This window comes from Streptomyces sp. NPDC048600, from assembly GCF_055587025.1.
The window spans coordinates 15983-33407 of record NZ_JBVJGZ010000030.1; the positions used below are offsets into that span (position 1 = coordinate 15983).

Below are 17425 nucleotides of genomic sequence, written 5' to 3' on the forward strand. Positions count from 1 at the left end.
GGGGGGAATCAACCGCCCCGCTTCTGGGCAGACTTGGCGGTCGCCCGCGCCCCCCGGTGCCCGCGCGCGCCCCGCTCAAGCGGAGCCCAACTGTCCGAATCCTTGCGCTCGCCGGACCGTCCCCCGGTTCGGGCGCCGCGTGGACGGCAATACGCCGGAGTGGACGGCGGCCGCGCACGGCCGCATCACGGCAACGGCGTGAAAGGAGCGGCCATGGCCCCACCCATGTCCGCGGACAGACTGCTGGACGCGCTGCGCGACGAAGGGCTCCGGGTCGTCGAGGTCGGCGACTGGAGGCACCACAACCGCAACCACAAGGGCCCCTGGGGGCCGGTCCACGGCGTGATGATCCACCACACGGTGACCCGCGGCGCCGAACAGACCGTCGAACTGTGCCGGGACGGCTACCCGGGCCTGCCCGGCCCGCTGTGCCACGGCGTCATCACCAAGGACGGCCGGATTCACCTGGTCGGGTACGGCCGCGCCAACCACGCCGGAGCCGGGGACGACGACGTCCTGCGCGCGGTGATCGCCGAGCGGGCGCTGCCACCCGACAACGAGGCCAACACGGACGGCAACCGGCACTTCTACGGCTTCGAGTGCGAGAACCTCGGCGACGGCGAGGACCCCTGGCCCGAGGCCCAGCTGCTGGCGGTGGAGCGGGCCGCCGCCGCGGTCTGCCGGCACCACGGCTGGACCGAGCGGTCGGTGATCGGGCATCTGGAGTGGCAGCCCGGCAAGATCGACCCCCGCGGCTTCACAATGGACCGGATGCGGCAGCGCATCCGCGAGCGCCTCGGCTAGGACATGCCGGACGCCGCACATCGGGCGGGAATCCGTCAGCCACGCCCCAGACCTCCACCCCTCCGTCCCTTGTTCGACAATGGGGCGGTGACCAGGTTCGACAACGGGGCGGTGACCGGCTCCGGCGCCTCCGCCGCGCTGCGCCCCCGGCTGCCCTCGCCACTGAGCGAGGTGGCCGACGAGCGCTTCGCGGCGCACGGTGTGCGGCTGCTGCTCAAGCGGGACGACCTGATCCACCCGGAGCTGATCGGCAACAAGTGGCGCAAGCTCGCGCCCAATCTCGACGCGGCGGCGGGCCGCCCGGTGGTCACGTTCGGCGGGGCGTACTCCAACCATCTGCGGGCCACCGCCGCGGCGGGCCGGCTGCTCGGGCTGGACACGGTCGGTGTCGTGCGCGGCGACGAACTGGCCGGCCGTCCGCTGAACCCTTCGCTGGCCCGGTGCGCGGCCGACGGCATGCGGCTGCACTTCGCCGACAGGACGGCCTATCGCCGCAAGGACGAGCCCGCGACACTCGCCGCACTGCTGCGCGCGGCGGGTGCCGAGGAGGCGTACGTGGTGCCGGAGGGCGGCAGCAACGCGGCCGCGGTGCGCGGCTGCACGGCCCTCGGGGAGGAACTGCGCGGCCGAGCCGACGTGGTCGCCGTCGCCTGCGGCACGGGCGGCACCCTGGCGGGCCTGGCCGCGGGACTGGCCCCCGGCCAGCGGGCCCTCGGGGTGCCGGTGCTCAAGGGCGGCTTCCTCGGGGACGCCGTACGCACGCTCCAGGAGCGGGCCTTCGGCGGGCCGCGCGGCGACTGGTCGCTCGCCGACCGGTTCCACTTCGGCGGTTACGCCCGGACGACGCCGGAGCTGGACGCCTTCGCCGAGGACTTCGAGGACCGCCACGGGATGGCCGTGGAACGTCTGTATGTCGCCAAGTTGCTGCACGGGCTGCTGACCCTCGCCGAGGAGGGCGCCTTCCCGCGCGGGACGGCCCTCGCCGCGGTGATCACGGGCCGCCCGTTCGCCTGAGGGCACGGGTTCCACGGAACGCGCGGCCCCGGAAGGCCCGTGGCGCTCAGGTGGTCTCCCGGTACGCCGCCGCCTCCTCCAGGTCCAGACGGCGCAGCAGCGTGCGGAGCATCTCGTCGTCGATGTAGCGCAGGTCGCGCAGTCTGACGAAGACCTCGCGCTCGGCGCCGATCATCTCGCGGGACAGCCGCCGGTAGGTGTCGTCGATGCTCTCGCCGGTGACCGGGTTGGCCTGGCCGAGGCGTTCCCAGACGGAGTTGCGGCGGCGCTCCAGGACCGTGCGCAGCCGTTCGGCCAGCGGACCCGGCAGGGCGTTGCGCTCGTCGGAGAGCAGTTCGTCCAGGCGCTGCTCGGCGGCCCGGGAGGCCTGTGCCTGGGCGTTGGCCTCGGCGAGCGTCTCGGCCTGCCGGTCGCGGCCGGGCAGCTTCAGCAGGCGGATCAGCGGGGGCAGGGTGAGGCCCTGGAGGACGAGGGTGCCGATGACGGTCGTGAAGGTGAGGAAGAGGATCAGGGCACGGCCGGGGAACGGCTCGTCGCTGTCGTGCAGGGTCACCGGGATGGAGAAGGCGATGGCCAGCGACACGACCCCGCGCATGCCGGCCCAGGAGATGACGAACGCGCCCTTCCAGGTGGGGTTGTCCTCCCGTTCCCGGATGCGCGCCGACAGTATCCGCGGCAGGAACGTGGCCGGGTACACCCACACGAACCGGGCCACGACCACGACGAGGAAGACCGCCACCGCGTACCAGGCGGCGTCGATGCCCTCGTACTCGCCGAGCTCGCGCACGACCACCGGCAGCTGGAGTCCGATGAGGGCGAACACCGAGGACTCCAGGACGAAGGCGACCATCTTCCACACGGCCTCCTCCTGGAGGCGGGTGGCGAAGTCGACCTCCCAGGCGCGGTGTCCGAGGTAGAGCGCGACGACCACCACGGCGAGGACTCCGGAGGCCTCGAACTGCTCGGCGACGGCGTAGGCGACGAACGGGATGAGCAGGGACAGGGTGTTCTGGAGCAGCGCCTCGTGCAGATGAGTGCGCAGCCAGTGCAGTGGCGCCATGAGGACGAGACCGATCCCGACGCCGCCGATCGCGGCGACCAGGAACTCCACGATGCCGCCGGCCCAGCTCGCGCCCTCGCCGACGGCGGCGGCGAGGGCCACGCGGTAGGCGGTGATCGCGGTGGCGTCGTTCACCAGGGACTCGCCCTGGAGGATGGTGGTGATCCGCGAGGGCAGTCCGACCCGGCGGGCGACGGCGGTGGCGGCCACGGCGTCCGGCGGCGCGACGACCGCGCCCAGCACCAGGGCCGCGGTCAGCGGCAGACCGGGGATGAGCAGGTACGCCGCCCAGCCGACCACGAAGGTCGCGAAGAGCACGTAGCCCACCGACAGCAGCGCCACGGGCCGTACCTGCGCCCGCAGGTCGAGGTAGGAGCTGTCGACGGCCGCGGTGTAGAGCAGCGGCGGCAGCACCAGCGGCAGGACGATCTCCGGTTCCAGGTGGTAGTCGGGGACGCCGGGCACGTAGGACAGGGCCAGTCCGGCCGCCACCAGCAGCAGCGGCGCGGGCACGGGGCTGCGACGCCCGGCGCCGGCCACCGCCGCGCTCCCCGCCACCAGCAACAGCAGTGGCATCACGTCCATGGTTCCCGCCCTCGTTTTTCCGCGCGGTCGGGCGCGGGCCCGTCGTAACCTGGCAATCATGAAACAGTGCACGCATGCCGACGCGCTGCCGCACCCGGAGCCGGGCCCCGTGACGGACACCTGTCCGGAGTGCCTGGTGGCCGGAACCCACCCGGTGCAGTTGCGGCTGTGTCTCACCTGCGGCCATGTCGGCTGCTGCGACTCGTCCCAGGGCCGGCACGCGTCCGGGCACCACAAGGAGTCCGGGCATCCCGTGATGCGCACGTTCGAGCCGGGCGAGGACTGGCGGTGGTGCTTCGTGGATCACGTACTCGTGTGACCAGGAACGGCTGTTGTGTGACCCTGGACCAGGACGGTTCGACTCTCTGACCGCTGGGTACGTCAACCCGGCGCGCGCTCTTCCCATTTGGGCCCGCAGAACCTCTAGACACGGAGCGTATCCGCAGGTTTACTGTGAGTGACGCCAGGGGGTTGGGGTCCCGGGGACAGCACGGCCGAGAGCGCGATAGCGTCACGGCTGTACCACACTTCGCGTTACCCCGGGGGGCGACCCTCGGCTCCGAACAGCTTGTACCACCTTGGAGGTGAGGGTGTCCCAGATCGCAGGCGAGCCCGCTACCCAGGACTTCGTGGAAGTCCGGCTGCCGGCCGCGGGTGCCTACCTGTCGGTGCTGCGGACGGCCACGGCCGGCCTCGCGGCCCGTTTGGACTTCACCCTGGACGAGATCGAGGACCTGCGCATCGCGGTGGACGAGGCCTGCGCGATCCTGCTCCAGCAGGCCGTGCCGGGCTCCGTGCTCAGTTGCGTGTTCCGTCTCGTCGACGACTCGCTGGAGGTCACGGTCTCCGCCCCGACCACGGACGGCCACGCCCCGTCGCGCGACACCTTCGCCTGGACCGTCTTGTCGGCCCTCGCGGGCAAGGTCTCCTCCGCGGTCGACGAGGACAGAACCGTTTCGATCAGCCTCTACAAACAGCGCGGCGCGGGACCCGGGCCGGCGTGAAGGACGGGGACGGGCCGGTGCGGGACGAAGAGCGCGGCACACGGGAGCTGCGGGCCGAGGACGGGGCCGCCACCGCCACCCCCTGCCCGACCGGGGCCGAGGGCCTGGCCCAGGCCGGTCCGGACGGCTCGCGGCGTACGGCTGAGGGCATCGACGTCATCCCCGAGCAGGCCCGGCCGCATCCGGAGGACCTCCCCCCGGCCACCGGCGGCCCCGGTGACGGGCGGCAGGACGGCCAGGACGCGGGGGCAGGCCAGGGTGCGCCCGGGGCAGGGCACGACGGTGTCCGCCCGGCCCGGGAGGCGAGGGCTCGGCGAAGGGCGACGGGCGGGACGATGAGCGAGCACGAGCGAAATTCCGAGGACGGCGCGGTGGGCGGCCAGGGCACGCACCACGACCCGCAGGACCGCAGCGGGGCGCGCGCGCTGTTCCTGGAGCTGCGCGAGCTGAAGGACGGCAGCCCCGAGTACGCGGAGCTGCGCAATCAGCTGGTGCGCATGCATCTGCCGCTCGTCGAGCACCTCGCGCGCCGCTTCCGCAACCGCGGTGAGCCCCTCGACGACCTCACCCAGGTCGCCACCATCGGCCTGATCAAGTCGGTCGACCGCTTCGACCCGGACCGGGGCGTGGAGTTCTCGACGTACGCCACCCCGACGGTGGTCGGCGAGATCAAGCGGCACTTCCGCGACAAGGGCTGGGCGGTCCGTGTGCCGCGCAGGCTCCAGGAGCTGCGGCTGGCGCTGACCACGGCCACGGCCGAGCTGTCCCAGCAGCACGGCCGCTCCCCGACGGTGCACGAGCTGGCCGAGAAGCTGGCGATCTCGGAGGAGGAGGTCCTGGAGGGGCTGGAGTCCGCGAACGCGTACTCCACGCTGTCGCTGGACGTCCCCGACACCGACGACGAGTCCCCGGCGGTCGCCGACACGCTCGGCGCGGAGGACGAGGCGCTGGAGGGCGTCGAGTACCGCGAGTCGCTCAAGCCGCTGCTGGAGGATCTGCCGCCGCGCGAGAAGCGGATCCTGCTGCTGCGCTTCTTCGGCAACATGACCCAGTCGCAGATCGCGCAGGAGGTCGGCATCTCGCAGATGCACGTCTCGCGTCTGCTGGCCCGCACGCTGGCTCAGCTGCGCGAGAAGCTGCTGGTGGAGGAGTAGGGGCCGCGGCGCGGCCCCCGTGGCATCAGCGCTCGGCGCGGCCCGGCCCGCGGATGCCGAGCGCGTCACGCGTCTCGGGCGACAGCAGCAGGACCAGGGACGTCACGGCGACGACCGCGAGGACGACGCCGGCGGGGATGGCCATGCTGTCGGCCTGGAGCAGGGTGTAGGCCACCGGCAGGGCCATGATCTGGGTGAAGATGGCGGGCCCGCGGCTCCAGGAGCGCCGGGCGAGCAGACCGCGCGCGGCGAGCAGCGGCAGCAGCGCGATCACCAGCAGCGTGATGCCGCCGGTGACGGCCTGCCCCCGGCTGTCGGGGTCACCGGTCAGCCCGAGCACGAGCATCAGGCCTCCGCCGGCCACCAGCGCGACCCCCTCCAGCGCGGCGAGGAGGGCGGCGTACGTCAGTCGCCGCGGGCGCGGGCCGGTGACGTCGGCGGTGGTGTCGGGGGTCTCTTCACTGGTCACCCCTGAAGGGTAGCCGCCGGTTCCACGCCGTCCGTGTCGAGGTTCACGCCCGTTTGTCTTATCTGATCCACGCTTCCGTCTGGGATCGGTACCACCCAGTAGGTAGTGTGCAACGCATGCGTGCACTTCTCGTGGTCAATCCGGCGGCAACCACTACGAGCGCACGAACGCGCGATGTACTGATTCACGCCCTCGCCAGCGAGATGAAGCTGGAAGCGGTCACCACCGAGTACCGCGGGCACGCGCGCGACCTGGGCCGGCAGGCGGCGGAGAGCGGCGAGATCGACCTGGTGGTGGCGCTCGGCGGCGACGGCACGGTGAACGAGGTCGTCAACGGTCTGCTGCACGCCGGGCCCGACCCGGAGCGGCTGCCCGGACTCTCCGTGGTGCCCGGCGGTTCCACCAATGTCTTCGCCCGCGCGCTGGGCCTGCCCAACGACGCCGTCGAGGCCACCGGCGCACTGCTCGACGCCCTGCGCGAGGGCAGTGAGCGCACGGTCGGGCTGGGCCTGACCTCCGGCACGCCGGGCACGGACGACGAGGCGGTGCCGTCGCGCTGGTTCACCTTCAACGCGGGCCTCGGCTTCGACGCGGGCGTGGTCGGCCGGGTCGAACAGCACCGTGAGCGGGGCAAGAAGTCGACGCACGCGCTCTACGTCCGCCAGGCGCTGCGTCAGTTCCTGGGTGAGCCGCACCGCAGGCACGGCACGATCACGCTGGAGGCTCCCGGTCTGGAGCCGGTGAGCGACCTGGTGCTCTCCATAGTCTGCAATACCGCCCCGTGGACGTATCTGGGTAATCGACCGGTGTACGCGTCTCCTCGGGCGTCGTTCGACACGGGGCTCGATGTGCTCGGTCTCAGCCGCCTGTCGACGGCCGCGGTTGCCCGGTATGCCACGCAGTTGCTCACTTCGTCCCCCGAGCGCGGCCCCCACGGGAAGCACGCTGCCTCACTGCACGATCTGAGTGAGTTCACCTTGCATTCGAAGGTCCCTCTCCCCCTCCAGATGGACGGTGACCACCTGGGGCTGCGTACGAGCGTGACGTTCACAGGCGTACGCCGTGCACTGCGTGTGATTGTGTGAGCAGAAGACCCCAAAGTCCTTTCACTCGAACGTTTAGGCCAGGGTCCACCCCATGGAAGTACGGCTGTGACCTAGTCGACACCGAGGAATCAAAAAAAACTTTCCGGAAGGGGTTGTATCCGCCGCTGAGGTTTGCGAGTCTCTACGTGGCGATCGGGACAGCCCGCAACACCGGCTAGCACAGATCACCGGAACCCCTCTCAAAACCAAGGACCACGCCAGAGAACCTGGCAGTCGGCCCTTCCCTTGTTGAGGGATTCGTGAAAGCGTTCACATTCACAAGCAACCCGCACGTAATACCAAGGAGAGGTAGCAGCCATGGACTGGCGTCACAACGCCGTTTGCCGCGAGGAAGACCCCGAGCTCTTCTTCCCCATCGGCAACACCGGTCCTGCGCTGCTGCAGATCGAGGAAGCCAAGGCCGTCTGCCGTCGCTGCCCCGTTATGGATCAGTGTCTGCAGTGGGCGCTCGAGTCCGGTCAGGACTCCGGCGTCTGGGGTGGTCTCAGCGAGGACGAGCGCCGCGCGATGAAGCGCCGCGCCGCCCGCAACCGGGCCCGTCAGGCTTCTGCCTGACATACCCACCCCGCTGACAGCCTGAGCTTGGCGGCGCGTACAGCGAGTACGCAACTCCCGCCCCCGAGCACGCAGCGCGCAGTACCCCCGATGCGCATCAGCAACGAGCACGAGCCTCGGACCATCGAATGGTCCGGGGCTCTTTGCTGTGCCCGGCCGGCCGCCGCCGTTACCGGGGGTGACGTCCGAGGCCGGGTGACGCGTACACGGACGACGTCCGCGGCCGGGTGATGTGCGCGACCCGAGGCATGTGCGCTCGGTTACGTCCGCGCCGGTCCGCTTCCGCTCCGGTCCCGCATCCGCATCCGCATCCGCGTTCGCTTTCGCTTTCGCTTTCGCGCCGGACTACTTCTGCGCCCGGACCGGGATGTCGAGGAGCACCTGGCAGCCGCGCTCCGGCGCCGGGACCATGTCGAAGCTGCCGCCCAACTCGCCCTCCACCAGCGTCCGTACGATCTGGAGGCCCAGGTTGCCCGCGGTGCGCGCGTCGAAGCCGGGCGGCAGGCCGACCCCGTCGTCCTGGACGGTGACCAGCAGCCGGGCGTCCTTGCTCGTGCCACCGCGGACGGCCGACACCTCGACCGTGCCGGTGTCGCCCTCGCGGAAGCCGTGTTCGAGGGCGTTCTGGAGGACCTCGGTCAGGACCATCGACAGCGGGGTGGCCACCTCGGCGTCGAGGATGCCGAAGCGGCCGGTGCGCCGGCCGGTGACCTTGCCGGGCGAGATCTCGGCGACCATCGCCAGGACCCGGTCGGCGATCTCGTCGAACTCCACGCGCTCGTCAAGGTTCTGGGAGAGCGTCTCGTGCACGATGGCGATCGAGCCGACCCGGCGGACCGCCTCCTCCAGGGCGGCACGGCCGCGCTCGGACTCGATGCGCCGGGCCTGGAGGCGCAGCAGGGCCGCGACCGTCTGGAGGTTGTTCTTCACCCGGTGGTGGATCTCCCGGATGGTGGCGTCCTTGGTGATCAACTCGCGTTCACGGCGGCGCAGTTCGGTGACGTCGCGGAGCAGGACGAGGGAACCGATGCGGGTGCCCTTGGGCTTGAGCGGGATGGCCCGGAGCTGGATCACTCCGTCGCTGGCCTCGATCTCGAACTCGCGCGGTGCCCAGCCGCTGGCCACCTTGGCGAGCGCCTCGTCCACCGGCCCCCGGGACGGGGCGAGTTCGGCGGTGGTCTGCCCGAGGTCCTGGCCGACCAGGTCGGAGGCGAGGCCGAGCCGGTGGTAGGCGGACAGCGCGTTCGGGGAGGCGTACTGGACCACACCGTCGGCGTCCAGCCGGATCAGGCCGTCGCCGACGCGGGGCGAGGCGTCCATGTCGACCTGCTGGTCGGGGAACGGGAACGAACCGGCCGCGATCATCTGCGCGAGGTCGGAGGCGGACTGGAGGTAGGTCAGCTCCAGCCGGCTGGGCGTGCGCACGGTGAGCAGATTGGTATTGCGGGCGATCACTCCGAGTACACGCCCCTCGCGTCGTACGGGGATGGACTCCACCCGTACGGGGACCTCCTCACGCCACTCGGGGTCGCCCTCGCGCACGATCCGGCCCTCGTCGAGGGCGGCGTCCAGCAGCGGGCGGCGGCCGCGCGGGACGAGGTGGCCGACCATGTCGTCCTGGTAGGAGGTGGGGCCGGTGTTCGGCCGCATCTGGGCCACGGAGACATAGCGGGTGCCGTCGCGGGTGGGGACCCACAGGACCAGGTCGGCGAAGGAAAGGTCGGAGAGCAGCTGCCACTCCGAGACCAGCAGATGGAGCCACTCGAGGTCGGAGTCGTCGAGGGCGGTGTGCTGGCGGACCAGTTCGTTCATGGAGGGCACGCTTGGAGCGTACCTGGGGGTTTGTACGGCACCGAAACGCATTGCGGTGCGGGGCTTCGGCGGGCGGGGTCCGCGGGCCTCGTACGGCCCCTGGAAACACCCGCGGGCCGCGGCGCCTGAGAGGGACCCTCAACCCTCCCGGCACCGCAGCCCGGAGCAGAACGGCCGGGGGGTGTGCGGTCCCGTCGGCCGAAGGTGAGGAGCCGGGGCAGTCAGGGCAGAGAGCCCGGTTCCTCGTTCCGTCCTCCTGTGCGGGGAAGACGGAGGCTTGTCGCAGTGTTGCGCGGTTCCTCCAGCATTCTGGACTAGACCATTCGGTGTGTCCATGCGTCGGAACGTGTTTTGTTGTCGGCCGCAGCCTAACCCGCCCGCGTCAGGTACGGGGCCAGATATCCGCGCCAATTTCGGCGAGGGCAGCCACTTTCCTCCGGCTCGCGCCGTCGCACGCCCGTCGGGAGACGGCCCCCGGCCGACGCGCCGGCGTGCCGGGCCGATGCCCCGGGGTGTGCGGCGGGGCGGCAGGGTTTTCCATGGGATCAGGAGCGCGCGGAGGGACCCGAGCGGGCTGCCCGGAGGGGCCCGCTCTGTTAGATTGGTCTAAACCACATATCCCTTCCGGGTGCCTTCGAGTCCCCTCTCCAGAACGGCAGGCCCAGCGTGGAAGTTGTCATCGTTCCGGATGCCGAGGCCGGCGGCGAACTGATAGCCGAGGCCATGGCCCAGTTGCTGCGTCGCAAGCCCGACGCCCTGCTCGGCGTGGCGACCGGCTCGACCCCGCTGCCCATCTACCGGGCCCTGACGGCCAAGGTGCGGTCCGGTGCCGTGGACGCCTCCCGGGCGAGGGTCGCCCAGCTCGACGAATACGTGGGGCTGCCCGCCGAGCACCCCGAGTCCTACCGTTCCGTGCTGCGCCGCGAGGTCCTGGAGCCGCTCGGTGTCTCCATGGACGCGTTCATGGGCCCCGACGGCACCGCGCAGGACGTGCAGGCGGCGTGCGAGGCGTACGACAGGGCTCTCGCCGAGGCGGGCGGGGTGGACCTGCAGTTGCTCGGCATCGGCACGGACGGTCACATCGGGTTCAACGAGCCGTGCTCCTCGCTGGCCTCCCGTACGCGGATCAAGACGCTGACCGAGCAGACCCGGGTCGACAACGCGCGGTTCTTCGACGGGGACATCGCGCAGGTGCCGCACCATGTGATCACCCAGGGGATCGGGACGATCCTGGAGGCGCGGCATCTGGTGCTGCTGGCCACGGGTGAGGGGAAGGCGGATGCGGTGGCGGCGACGGTGGAGGGGGCTGTTGCCGCGGTGTGTCCTGCCTCGGCGTTGCAGATGCATCCGCATGCGACTGTTGTGGTGGACGAGGGGGCGGCTTCCAAGCTGAAGCTTGCGGAGTACTTTCGGCACACGTATGCGAACAAGCCGGCCTGGCAGGGGATCTAGCGGGGTTGTCTGCGGTCTTCTGACGTCTTCGGGGTGCGGGTGGTGTCGGGCTTGTCGCGCAGTTCCCCGCGCCCCTAGGGGGTGGGTGGCTGGTCGGCCTCCTCAAGCCTTGCGCAGTTCCCCGCGCCCCTCAAAGCGTTGCGCAGTTCCCCGCGCCCCTTGGGGCGTCGCGGTGTTCCTCGTGACCGTCAGAGCTTTGCGCAGTTCCTCGCGCCCCCTTAGAACGTCGCGCAGTTCCCCGCGCCCCTTACAGCGTTGCGCCGTTTCTCGCGTCCCTTGGGGCGTTGCGCCGTTTCTCGCGTTCCTCAAAGCTTTGCGCAGTTCCTCGCGCCCCTTCTGGGTACGCGAAAGGCGCCGGTCTCCCCTAGGGACCGGCGCCTTTCTGGTTTCTGGGGGTTACGGGCCTGCTATGGCCTCTGCCGCTGCTCGGCCCGAGACTCGGGAGGCGCCGTGGGTGGCTATGTGGAGGGCGCCTCGGGGCGGGGCCTGGGGGAGGCCCATCTCGACGACGACCGTGTCGGGGCGGGCCGTCAGGAGGGTGTCCAGGGCGGCCGCCATCCACGGGTGGCGGTGCTCGTCGCGGACGACCGCCACGATCCTGCGCTCCCCCGCCGCCTTCAGGGCCGCGTGGGCCGCCTCGTCGCCGGTGTACGTGTCCGACTCGGTGCCGGGCAGCAGGGCCGCCAGCTCGGCCGCCACACCCCAGGGCGTCTCGTCGCCGACCGCGATGTTGGCGACGGGCGAGAGGGTGGCCACGTAGGGCGCCTCGGTGAGCGGCGTGAAGCTGCCCGCGCCGGTCACGCGCAGGGCGCGGCGGGCGGCGCGCAGCCCGACCTCGGGGTCGGCGGACCCGGTGGCGCCCTCCGCGGCTGCGGCCGTCCAGCGGGCCAGCCTGCGTACCCGCTCGGCGGCGTCGGCGAGGCGCTCCTCGGGGAGCTCGCCGGCGCGGACCGCGCCGACCAGGGCGTCGCGCAGCCGGCGTACGGTCTCGTCGTCGGCGAGGCCGCCGCCCACGCAGATGGCGTCGGCGCCGGCCGCGAGGGCGAGGACACTGCCGCGCTCGATGCCGTAGGTGGAGGAGATGGCCTGCATCTCCATGCCGTCGGTGACGATGAGGCCGTCGTAGCCGAGTTCACCGCGCAGCAGGTCGGTGAGGATGCGGCGGGACAACGTTGCCGGATGCTCCGCGTCCAGCGCGGGGACCAGGATGTGGGCGCTCATCACGGCCCGGCTGCCGGCCGCCATCGCCGCGCGGAACGGGGCGAGTTCGCGCTCGGCGAGCACGGCCGGGTCCGCGTCGATGCGGGGCAGGGCGTGGTGGGAGTCGACGTTGGTGTCGCCGTGCCCGGGGAAGTGCTTGGTGCAGGCGGCCACGCCCGCCGCCTGCAGGCCCTGGACGTAGGCGGCGGTGTGCCGGGCGACCAGGCCCGGGTCGGCGCCGAAGGAGCGGACGCCGATGACCGGGTTGTCGGCGTTGGAGTTGACGTCGGCGGACGGCGCCCAGTTGAAGTTGACGCCGCACGCGGCGAGGCGGCGGCCCAGCTCGTGGGCGACCTCGCGGGTCAGCTCCGTGTCGTCCACCGCGCCGAGGGCGTTGTTGCCCGGGAAGGAGGAGCCGGTGCGGACCTCCAGGCGGGTGACGTCGCCGCCCTCCTCGTCGATGGCGACCAGGACGTCGTCACGCTCGGTGCGCAACTGGGCGGTGAGGGCCGCGAGTTGCTCGGGCGAGGCGATGTTGCGCCCGAACAGGCCGACCGAGGCGAGGCCCTCGCCGATTCGGCGCAGCAGCCAGTCGGGTGCGGTGGTGCCGGGGAAGCCGGGCTGGAGGACCGTCAGCGCGTCACGGGTCAGGGTGTCTGTGCCGCTGGCGAAAGTCGTCATCGAAGGCGTCATCCCTTCACGGCGCCGGCGGTCAGACCCGCGGCCATCTTGCGCTGGACGAGGAGGAACAGCACGACGATCGGCACGGCCATCATGGTGGCGCCGGCCATCATCGGGGCGTACTCGGTGCCGTGCTTGGTGGTGAAGTTGCCGAGCCAGACGGTCGCCGTCTGGTTCTGCTGGCTGAGCAGCATCAGGGCGTAGAGGTACTCGTTCCAGGCCTGGATGAAGCCGTAGACCGAGGTGGCGACCAGGCCGGGGGCCAGCAGCGGGAAGACCACGCGCATGAAGGCGCCGGTGCGGGAGCAGCCGTCGACCATCGCGGCCTCCTCCAGCTCCTTCGGGATGTTGACGATGAAGCCGCGCAGCGTCCACACCGTGAAGGGGAGGACGAAGGTCAGGTAGGTGATCATGAGGCCGGTGAGCCGGTCGTACTGGCCGAGGTCGTTGAGCAGCAGGAACACCGGGATGATCATGGCGACCAGCGGGACCATCTGGACGGCGAGGATGCCGACGATCACGATCTTGCGGCCGCGGAAGGCGAACCGGGAGATGGCGAGGGCGGCGAGCAGTCCGATGACGATGCCGATCGCGACCACGACCACCGACACGAGGAGGCTGCGGCCGACCGGACCCCAGAAGTCGGCGATGTTGAGCGCCCGGTCGAAGTTCGACAGGGTCAGGCCCGTGGGCAGCAGGCTCGGGTCCGGGTCGATGGCGTCCTTGGCGGGCTTGAACGCGGTGTTCAGCATCCAGTAGACGGGGAATCCGGCGGCGGCGAAGACGAACAGGCCGAGGATGTTCCAGCCGATCTTGGAGCGCCCCGGGCGGCCGCCTTCGGACTTCGAAGGGCGGCTCTTCACAGCGGTCGCGCTCATTCGACCTCTCCGATCTTCAGCATCTGACGCATGTAGACGGCGACCACACCGAGCAGCAGCAGAACGGTGATCACGGCGATCGCCGAGCCCTGGGCGTAGTCGTTGACCACGAAGGCGCGGTCGTACGAGTAGGTGTTGAGGATCTGGAACTCCGGCTCGGGGTGGCCGTTGCGCATCACGAAGACCTGCGGGAAGACGCCCATGTCCCAGATGACCGACAGGGTCGTGAGCATCACGATGATCGGCTTGAGGATGGGCAGGGTGACGAACCGGAAGACGCCCCAGGCGCCGGCGCCGTCGAGGCGGGCGGCCTCCTCCAGCTCCTTGGGGACCTGGGTGAGACCGGCGCTGAGGGTGATCACCACGAAGGGGACGGCTCCCCAGACCACCAGCAGCATGATCACGGCGAGGCCCTGGGGCCCGCTGGCGAACCAGTTGTGGCCGATCAGGTCGACACCCGGCAGCTTGCTCAGGAGCGCGTTGAGGATGCCGTAGTCGGCGTCGAACAGCCACTTGAAGACGGTGGTCGCGACGATGACGGGCATGCCCCAGCTGGCCACCAGCGCGATGTTGATCAGGGTCTTCACCCAGCCGGAGACCCGCTGGAGCAGCAGGGCGATCAGCATGCCGATGACCATCGTGAAGACCACCGCGCCGACGGCGAAGAGCACCGTGCGCAGTACGACGGTCCAGAACTCGCTGTCGCCGAGCACCTTGCTGAAGTTCTCGAAGCCCACCGACTCGGCCGGCTGGAAGCCCCACAGCTGCGGCTGGCCGAACTTCTGGAACGACAGGGTGACCAGGCGGACCAGCGGATAGCCCATGACCAGGGCGAGGATCAGCAGACAGGGCGCGAGCAGCAGCCAGGGGGTGGCGGCCGGGCCGTTCGTCCGTCTGGCGCGGGGCCGGTCCGCGGTGACCGGCGGGGGTGCCTGCCGCGGCGGCGGCACCTTGGCAGGGGTGGTCGTGTCGGCACTCATCGCGCGCTCCTTGGCGGGTCCCTCAGGTCTCACGGAAAGAAAAGCGGGGCTCCGCCTGCAACGGAGCCCCACCTCAGGTCACTTGGTGTTGATGACCTTGTCGATCGCGGCGTCCGCTTCCTTCGCGGCGTCCTCGACCGACTTCTTGCCGGTGCCGATGCTCTGGAGCATGGTCTGAAGGACCTGGGCCTTCTCGACCTGACCCCAGCCGGGTGCCATCGGGACGAACCAGTTGGACTCGGCGGCGGTGGCCGGGACGACCGTCGCCGGGTCGTTCTTCAGGGTGGCGAGGTCGGTCTTGTTGTTGGGCAGGTTGCCCTTGCCCATCAGGCCCTTCTGGCCGGCGGCGCCGGTGAGGGCGTTGATCCACTCGGCGGCGACGTCCTGCGCGTCCGACTTCACCGGGACGGCCAGGTCGGAGCCGCCCAGGAACACCGGGAGGTTCTTGCCGGACGGGCCGGGCATCACGAAGTTCTCGACGTTGTCCTTGAGCTTGCCGGTCTTGTCGTTCTCGGGAGCGGCGGCGCTGCCACCCTCCCAGGCCGGGGCGAAGATCATGCCGGACTTGCCCTGGCCGTACACGATGTAGCGGTCGGACTCGTCCTTGGTCTTGTCACCGTGCATGTAGGTGTCCAGGACCTTCTTGAACTCGTTCAGGCCCTTGATCGACTCGGGCGAGGAGAGGCTGGCCTTCCACTGGCCGCCCTCCTCCTTGGCGATGGAGCCGCCGGCGTCGTAGACGAAGGACATGGCCGCGTACCAGTCACGGGAGGGCTGGTACCAGGCGCTGAACTTGTCGCCCTGCTTCTTCTGGACCTTGTTCAGGGCGGCGGTGAGCTCCGCGTAGGTCTTCGGGGCGGCCTTGACGCCGACCTGGCCGAAGACGTCCTTGCGGAAGTTGCCGACGCGGGTACCGGCGTAGTACGGCACGCCGTACGTCTTGCCCTCGTAGGTCACCGAGGCCTTGAGGCCGTCGAGCCAGGCGTCGGACTGCTCGAACTTCGCCGGGTCGACCGGGGCGAAGGCACCCTTGACCATGTAGGCGAGCATCTCGGTGTTGCCCATCTCGACAACGTCCGGGGTCTTGTCCGTGGCGAGAACGGCGTCGAGCTTGGCGTTCTTGTCCGGCCAGCCGTAGTACTCGTGCTTGATCTTGATGCCGGGGTGCTTCTTGGCGACCGCGTCGTCGGCGGCCTTCACCAGCTCGGGCCAGTTGTTCTGCGCGTCGACGGTCAGCCAGACGGTCAGCTCCTTGACGTCGCCGCCCTTGTCGCCGCCGCTGCCCTTGTCGTCACTGTCCCCGCACGCCGCGATGGAGAACATCATGCCCGCGATACCGATCGCGGCTACCAGCTTGCGCTTCACGCCACCCTCCTCAGGGATGCCACAAACCCCCCTCGTCCCCGCGGTGAATGGCGTCAACGCCGTGCGAACCGTCCGTGGGGCCGGGACCTGGACCAATGGTGTAGACCAGTACCCGGAGCTTGGCCCAGACCAATAGGGCTGTCAAGGGTGTTCAAGCGGCCCGTGGGCGTCCGTGATGGGACCGAGATATGCAGGGACCTTTCATTCCGCAAGCGACAGAACGGACGGACCACTGCGACTGAACCACTGCGTCTTGACAACGCGTTGGACTAGACCAACGGAGGCCTCGGGGGTATACAGAGGAGATCACGGAGCGTGCGGAGTACACCCACACAGGACACCCGCCCGCGAAGCCGTGCCACGATGTGAGCCGCGGCCGATGCGATTCGGTCGCATCGGCACCCGGAGCCGGGAAGGCGGAGCATGAGCACCGACGTCAGCAGTGCGGAGAACGAGGGTGGAGCGAGTGTCCGTACCGCGCGCGTGCCCAAGTACTACCGCCTGAAGAAGCACCTGCTGGACATGACGGAGACGCTGCCGCCCGGCACGCCCGTCCCGCCCGAGCGCACGCTGGCCGCCGAGTTCGACACCTCCCGCACCACCGTGCGCCAGGCCCTGCAGGAACTGGTCGTCGAGGGCCGGCTGGAGCGCATCCAGGGCAAGGGCACGTTCGTGGCCAAGCCGAAGGTCTCCCAGGCGCTGCAACTGACCTCCTACACCGAGGACATGCGCGCCCAGGGTCTGGAACCGACGTCCCAGCTGCTGGACATCGGCTACATCACCGCCGACGACCGCCTCGCCGAGCTGCTGGACATCACCGCGGGCGGCAGGGTGCTGCGCATCGAGCGGCTGCGCATGGCCAACGGCGAGCCCATGGCGATCGAGACCACGCACCTTTCGGCCAAGCGCTTCCCGGCCCTGCGCCGCTCGCTGGTGAAGTACACGTCCCTGTACACCGCGCTGGCCGAGGTCTACGACGTCCATCTCGCCGAGGCCGAGGAGACCATCGAGACCTCGCTGGCCACCCCGCGCGAGGCCGGCCTGCTCGGCACCGACGTCGGCCTGCCGATGCTGATGCTCTCCCGGCACTCCCTGGACCGCGAGGGCAACCCGGTGGAGTGGGTGCGCTCGGTGTACCGCGGCGACCGCTACAAGTTCGTGGCCCGTCTGAAGCGGCCCGTCGAGTAACCGATTTCTGCGGTGGGGCGGCTCGCGGAGCGAGTAATTCCGTGGTTCAAGCCGCCCACCCGTCGGCAAAGGTGACAAACGCTCCGCCGATGTGCCGACGAGGGGTTCCGTGCCGGTG

16 protein-coding genes are annotated in these 17425 nt (G+C 70.4%); 9 read left to right on the forward strand and 7 right to left on the reverse strand.

Translation table 11 applies throughout. The features are described 5' to 3' along the window. Nucleotides 1–213: 213 nt before the first annotated feature. The gene (locus tag ACZ6SQ_RS31460) at nucleotides 214–804 is read left to right on the forward strand and encodes an N-acetylmuramoyl-L-alanine amidase (protein WP_386378824.1); all 591 of its coding nucleotides are present in this window, start codon (nucleotides 214–216) and stop codon (nucleotides 802–804) included. A gap of 87 nt (nucleotides 805–891) precedes the next feature. Further along, nucleotides 892–1818 carry a 1-aminocyclopropane-1-carboxylate deaminase/D-cysteine desulfhydrase gene (locus tag ACZ6SQ_RS31465; RefSeq protein ID WP_469568133.1) on the forward strand — a complete coding sequence of 309 codons (927 nt, stop codon included), beginning with the start codon at nucleotides 892–894 and terminating at the stop codon, nucleotides 1816–1818. 46 nt (nucleotides 1819–1864) lie between these two features. On the opposite strand, the gene ACZ6SQ_RS31470 is transcribed toward ACZ6SQ_RS31465, so the two are convergent. Further along, nucleotides 1865–3463, reverse strand: coding sequence for a Na+/H+ antiporter (locus ACZ6SQ_RS31470; RefSeq protein WP_469568135.1), 1599 nt, complete (start codon nucleotides 3461–3463; stop codon nucleotides 1865–1867). A 58-nt stretch (nucleotides 3464–3521) separates the two neighbouring features. On the opposite strand from ACZ6SQ_RS31470, the gene ACZ6SQ_RS31475 reads away from it, so the two are divergent. From ACZ6SQ_RS31475 to ACZ6SQ_RS31485, 3 genes are all read left to right on the forward strand, one after another. Beyond that, complete coding sequence (locus ACZ6SQ_RS31475) at nucleotides 3522–3782, forward strand: UBP-type zinc finger domain-containing protein (RefSeq protein WP_386378828.1); 261 nt, start codon at nucleotides 3522–3524, stop codon at nucleotides 3780–3782. Nucleotides 3783–4053: 271 nt separating this feature from the next. Then, on the forward strand, nucleotides 4054–4467 hold the full coding sequence (locus ACZ6SQ_RS31480) for an ATP-binding protein (protein WP_006136266.1): 414 nt from the start codon (nucleotides 4054–4056) through the stop codon (nucleotides 4465–4467). Nucleotides 4468–4484: 17 nt separating this feature from the next. Then, a complete protein-coding gene (locus ACZ6SQ_RS31485; protein WP_469568137.1) occupies nucleotides 4485–5621 on the forward strand; it encodes an RNA polymerase sigma factor SigF in 1137 nt (378 codons plus the stop codon). 25 nt (nucleotides 5622–5646) lie between these two features. Here the strand turns inward: ACZ6SQ_RS31485 and ACZ6SQ_RS31490 are convergent, their stop codons facing one another. Further along, nucleotides 5647–6090 carry a hypothetical protein gene (locus ACZ6SQ_RS31490; RefSeq protein ID WP_469568139.1) on the reverse strand — a complete coding sequence of 148 codons (444 nt, stop codon included), beginning with the start codon at nucleotides 6088–6090 and terminating at the stop codon, nucleotides 5647–5649. 116 nt (nucleotides 6091–6206) lie between these two features. On the opposite strand from ACZ6SQ_RS31490, the gene ACZ6SQ_RS31495 reads away from it, so the two are divergent. After that, a complete protein-coding gene (locus ACZ6SQ_RS31495) occupies nucleotides 6207–7175 on the forward strand; it encodes a diacylglycerol/lipid kinase family protein (RefSeq protein ID WP_469568142.1) in 969 nt (322 codons plus the stop codon). Between the two features lie 318 nt (nucleotides 7176–7493). Then, nucleotides 7494–7751, forward strand: a complete 258-nt coding sequence (locus ACZ6SQ_RS31500) for a WhiB family transcriptional regulator (protein WP_006142322.1) — start codon at nucleotides 7494–7496, stop codon at nucleotides 7749–7751. Between the two features lie 345 nt (nucleotides 7752–8096). Here ACZ6SQ_RS31500 and ACZ6SQ_RS31505 read toward each other — a convergent pair whose 3' ends face one another. After that, complete coding sequence (locus ACZ6SQ_RS31505) at nucleotides 8097–9572, reverse strand: histidine kinase N-terminal domain-containing protein (protein ID WP_469568144.1); 1476 nt, start codon at nucleotides 9570–9572, stop codon at nucleotides 8097–8099. Between the two features lie 657 nt (nucleotides 9573–10229). Between ACZ6SQ_RS31505 and nagB the strand changes: the two genes are divergently transcribed. Then, a complete protein-coding gene (gene nagB / locus ACZ6SQ_RS31510; protein WP_469568146.1) occupies nucleotides 10230–11015 on the forward strand; it encodes a glucosamine-6-phosphate deaminase in 786 nt (261 codons plus the stop codon). A gap of 396 nt (nucleotides 11016–11411) precedes the next feature. Here nagB and ACZ6SQ_RS31515 read toward each other — a convergent pair whose 3' ends face one another. The 4 genes from ACZ6SQ_RS31515 to ACZ6SQ_RS31530 all read right to left on the reverse strand — a co-directional run bounded on the left by ACZ6SQ_RS31515 (nucleotide 11412) and on the right by ACZ6SQ_RS31530 (nucleotide 16119). Next, nucleotides 11412–12896 carry a glycoside hydrolase family 3 protein gene (locus ACZ6SQ_RS31515; protein ID WP_469568148.1) on the reverse strand — a complete coding sequence of 495 codons (1485 nt, stop codon included), beginning with the start codon at nucleotides 12894–12896 and terminating at the stop codon, nucleotides 11412–11414. Between the two features lie 8 nt (nucleotides 12897–12904). Further along, complete coding sequence (locus ACZ6SQ_RS31520; protein ID WP_469568150.1) at nucleotides 12905–13774, reverse strand: carbohydrate ABC transporter permease; 870 nt, start codon at nucleotides 13772–13774, stop codon at nucleotides 12905–12907. Beyond that, a complete protein-coding gene (locus ACZ6SQ_RS31525; RefSeq protein ID WP_469568152.1) occupies nucleotides 13771–14754 on the reverse strand; it encodes a carbohydrate ABC transporter permease in 984 nt (327 codons plus the stop codon). The genes ACZ6SQ_RS31520 and ACZ6SQ_RS31525 overlap by 4 nt, the downstream gene beginning before the upstream one ends. 78 nt (nucleotides 14755–14832) lie before the next feature. Continuing rightward, nucleotides 14833–16119 carry an extracellular solute-binding protein gene (locus ACZ6SQ_RS31530; protein WP_469568154.1) on the reverse strand — a complete coding sequence of 429 codons (1287 nt, stop codon included), beginning with the start codon at nucleotides 16117–16119 and terminating at the stop codon, nucleotides 14833–14835. 423 nt (nucleotides 16120–16542) lie between these two features. Here ACZ6SQ_RS31530 and ACZ6SQ_RS31535 point away from each other — a divergent pair, with 423 nt between their 5' ends. Further along, nucleotides 16543–17307 carry a GntR family transcriptional regulator gene (locus ACZ6SQ_RS31535; RefSeq protein WP_386378838.1) on the forward strand — a complete coding sequence of 255 codons (765 nt, stop codon included), beginning with the start codon at nucleotides 16543–16545 and terminating at the stop codon, nucleotides 17305–17307. Nucleotides 17308–17425 lie beyond the last annotated feature (118 nt).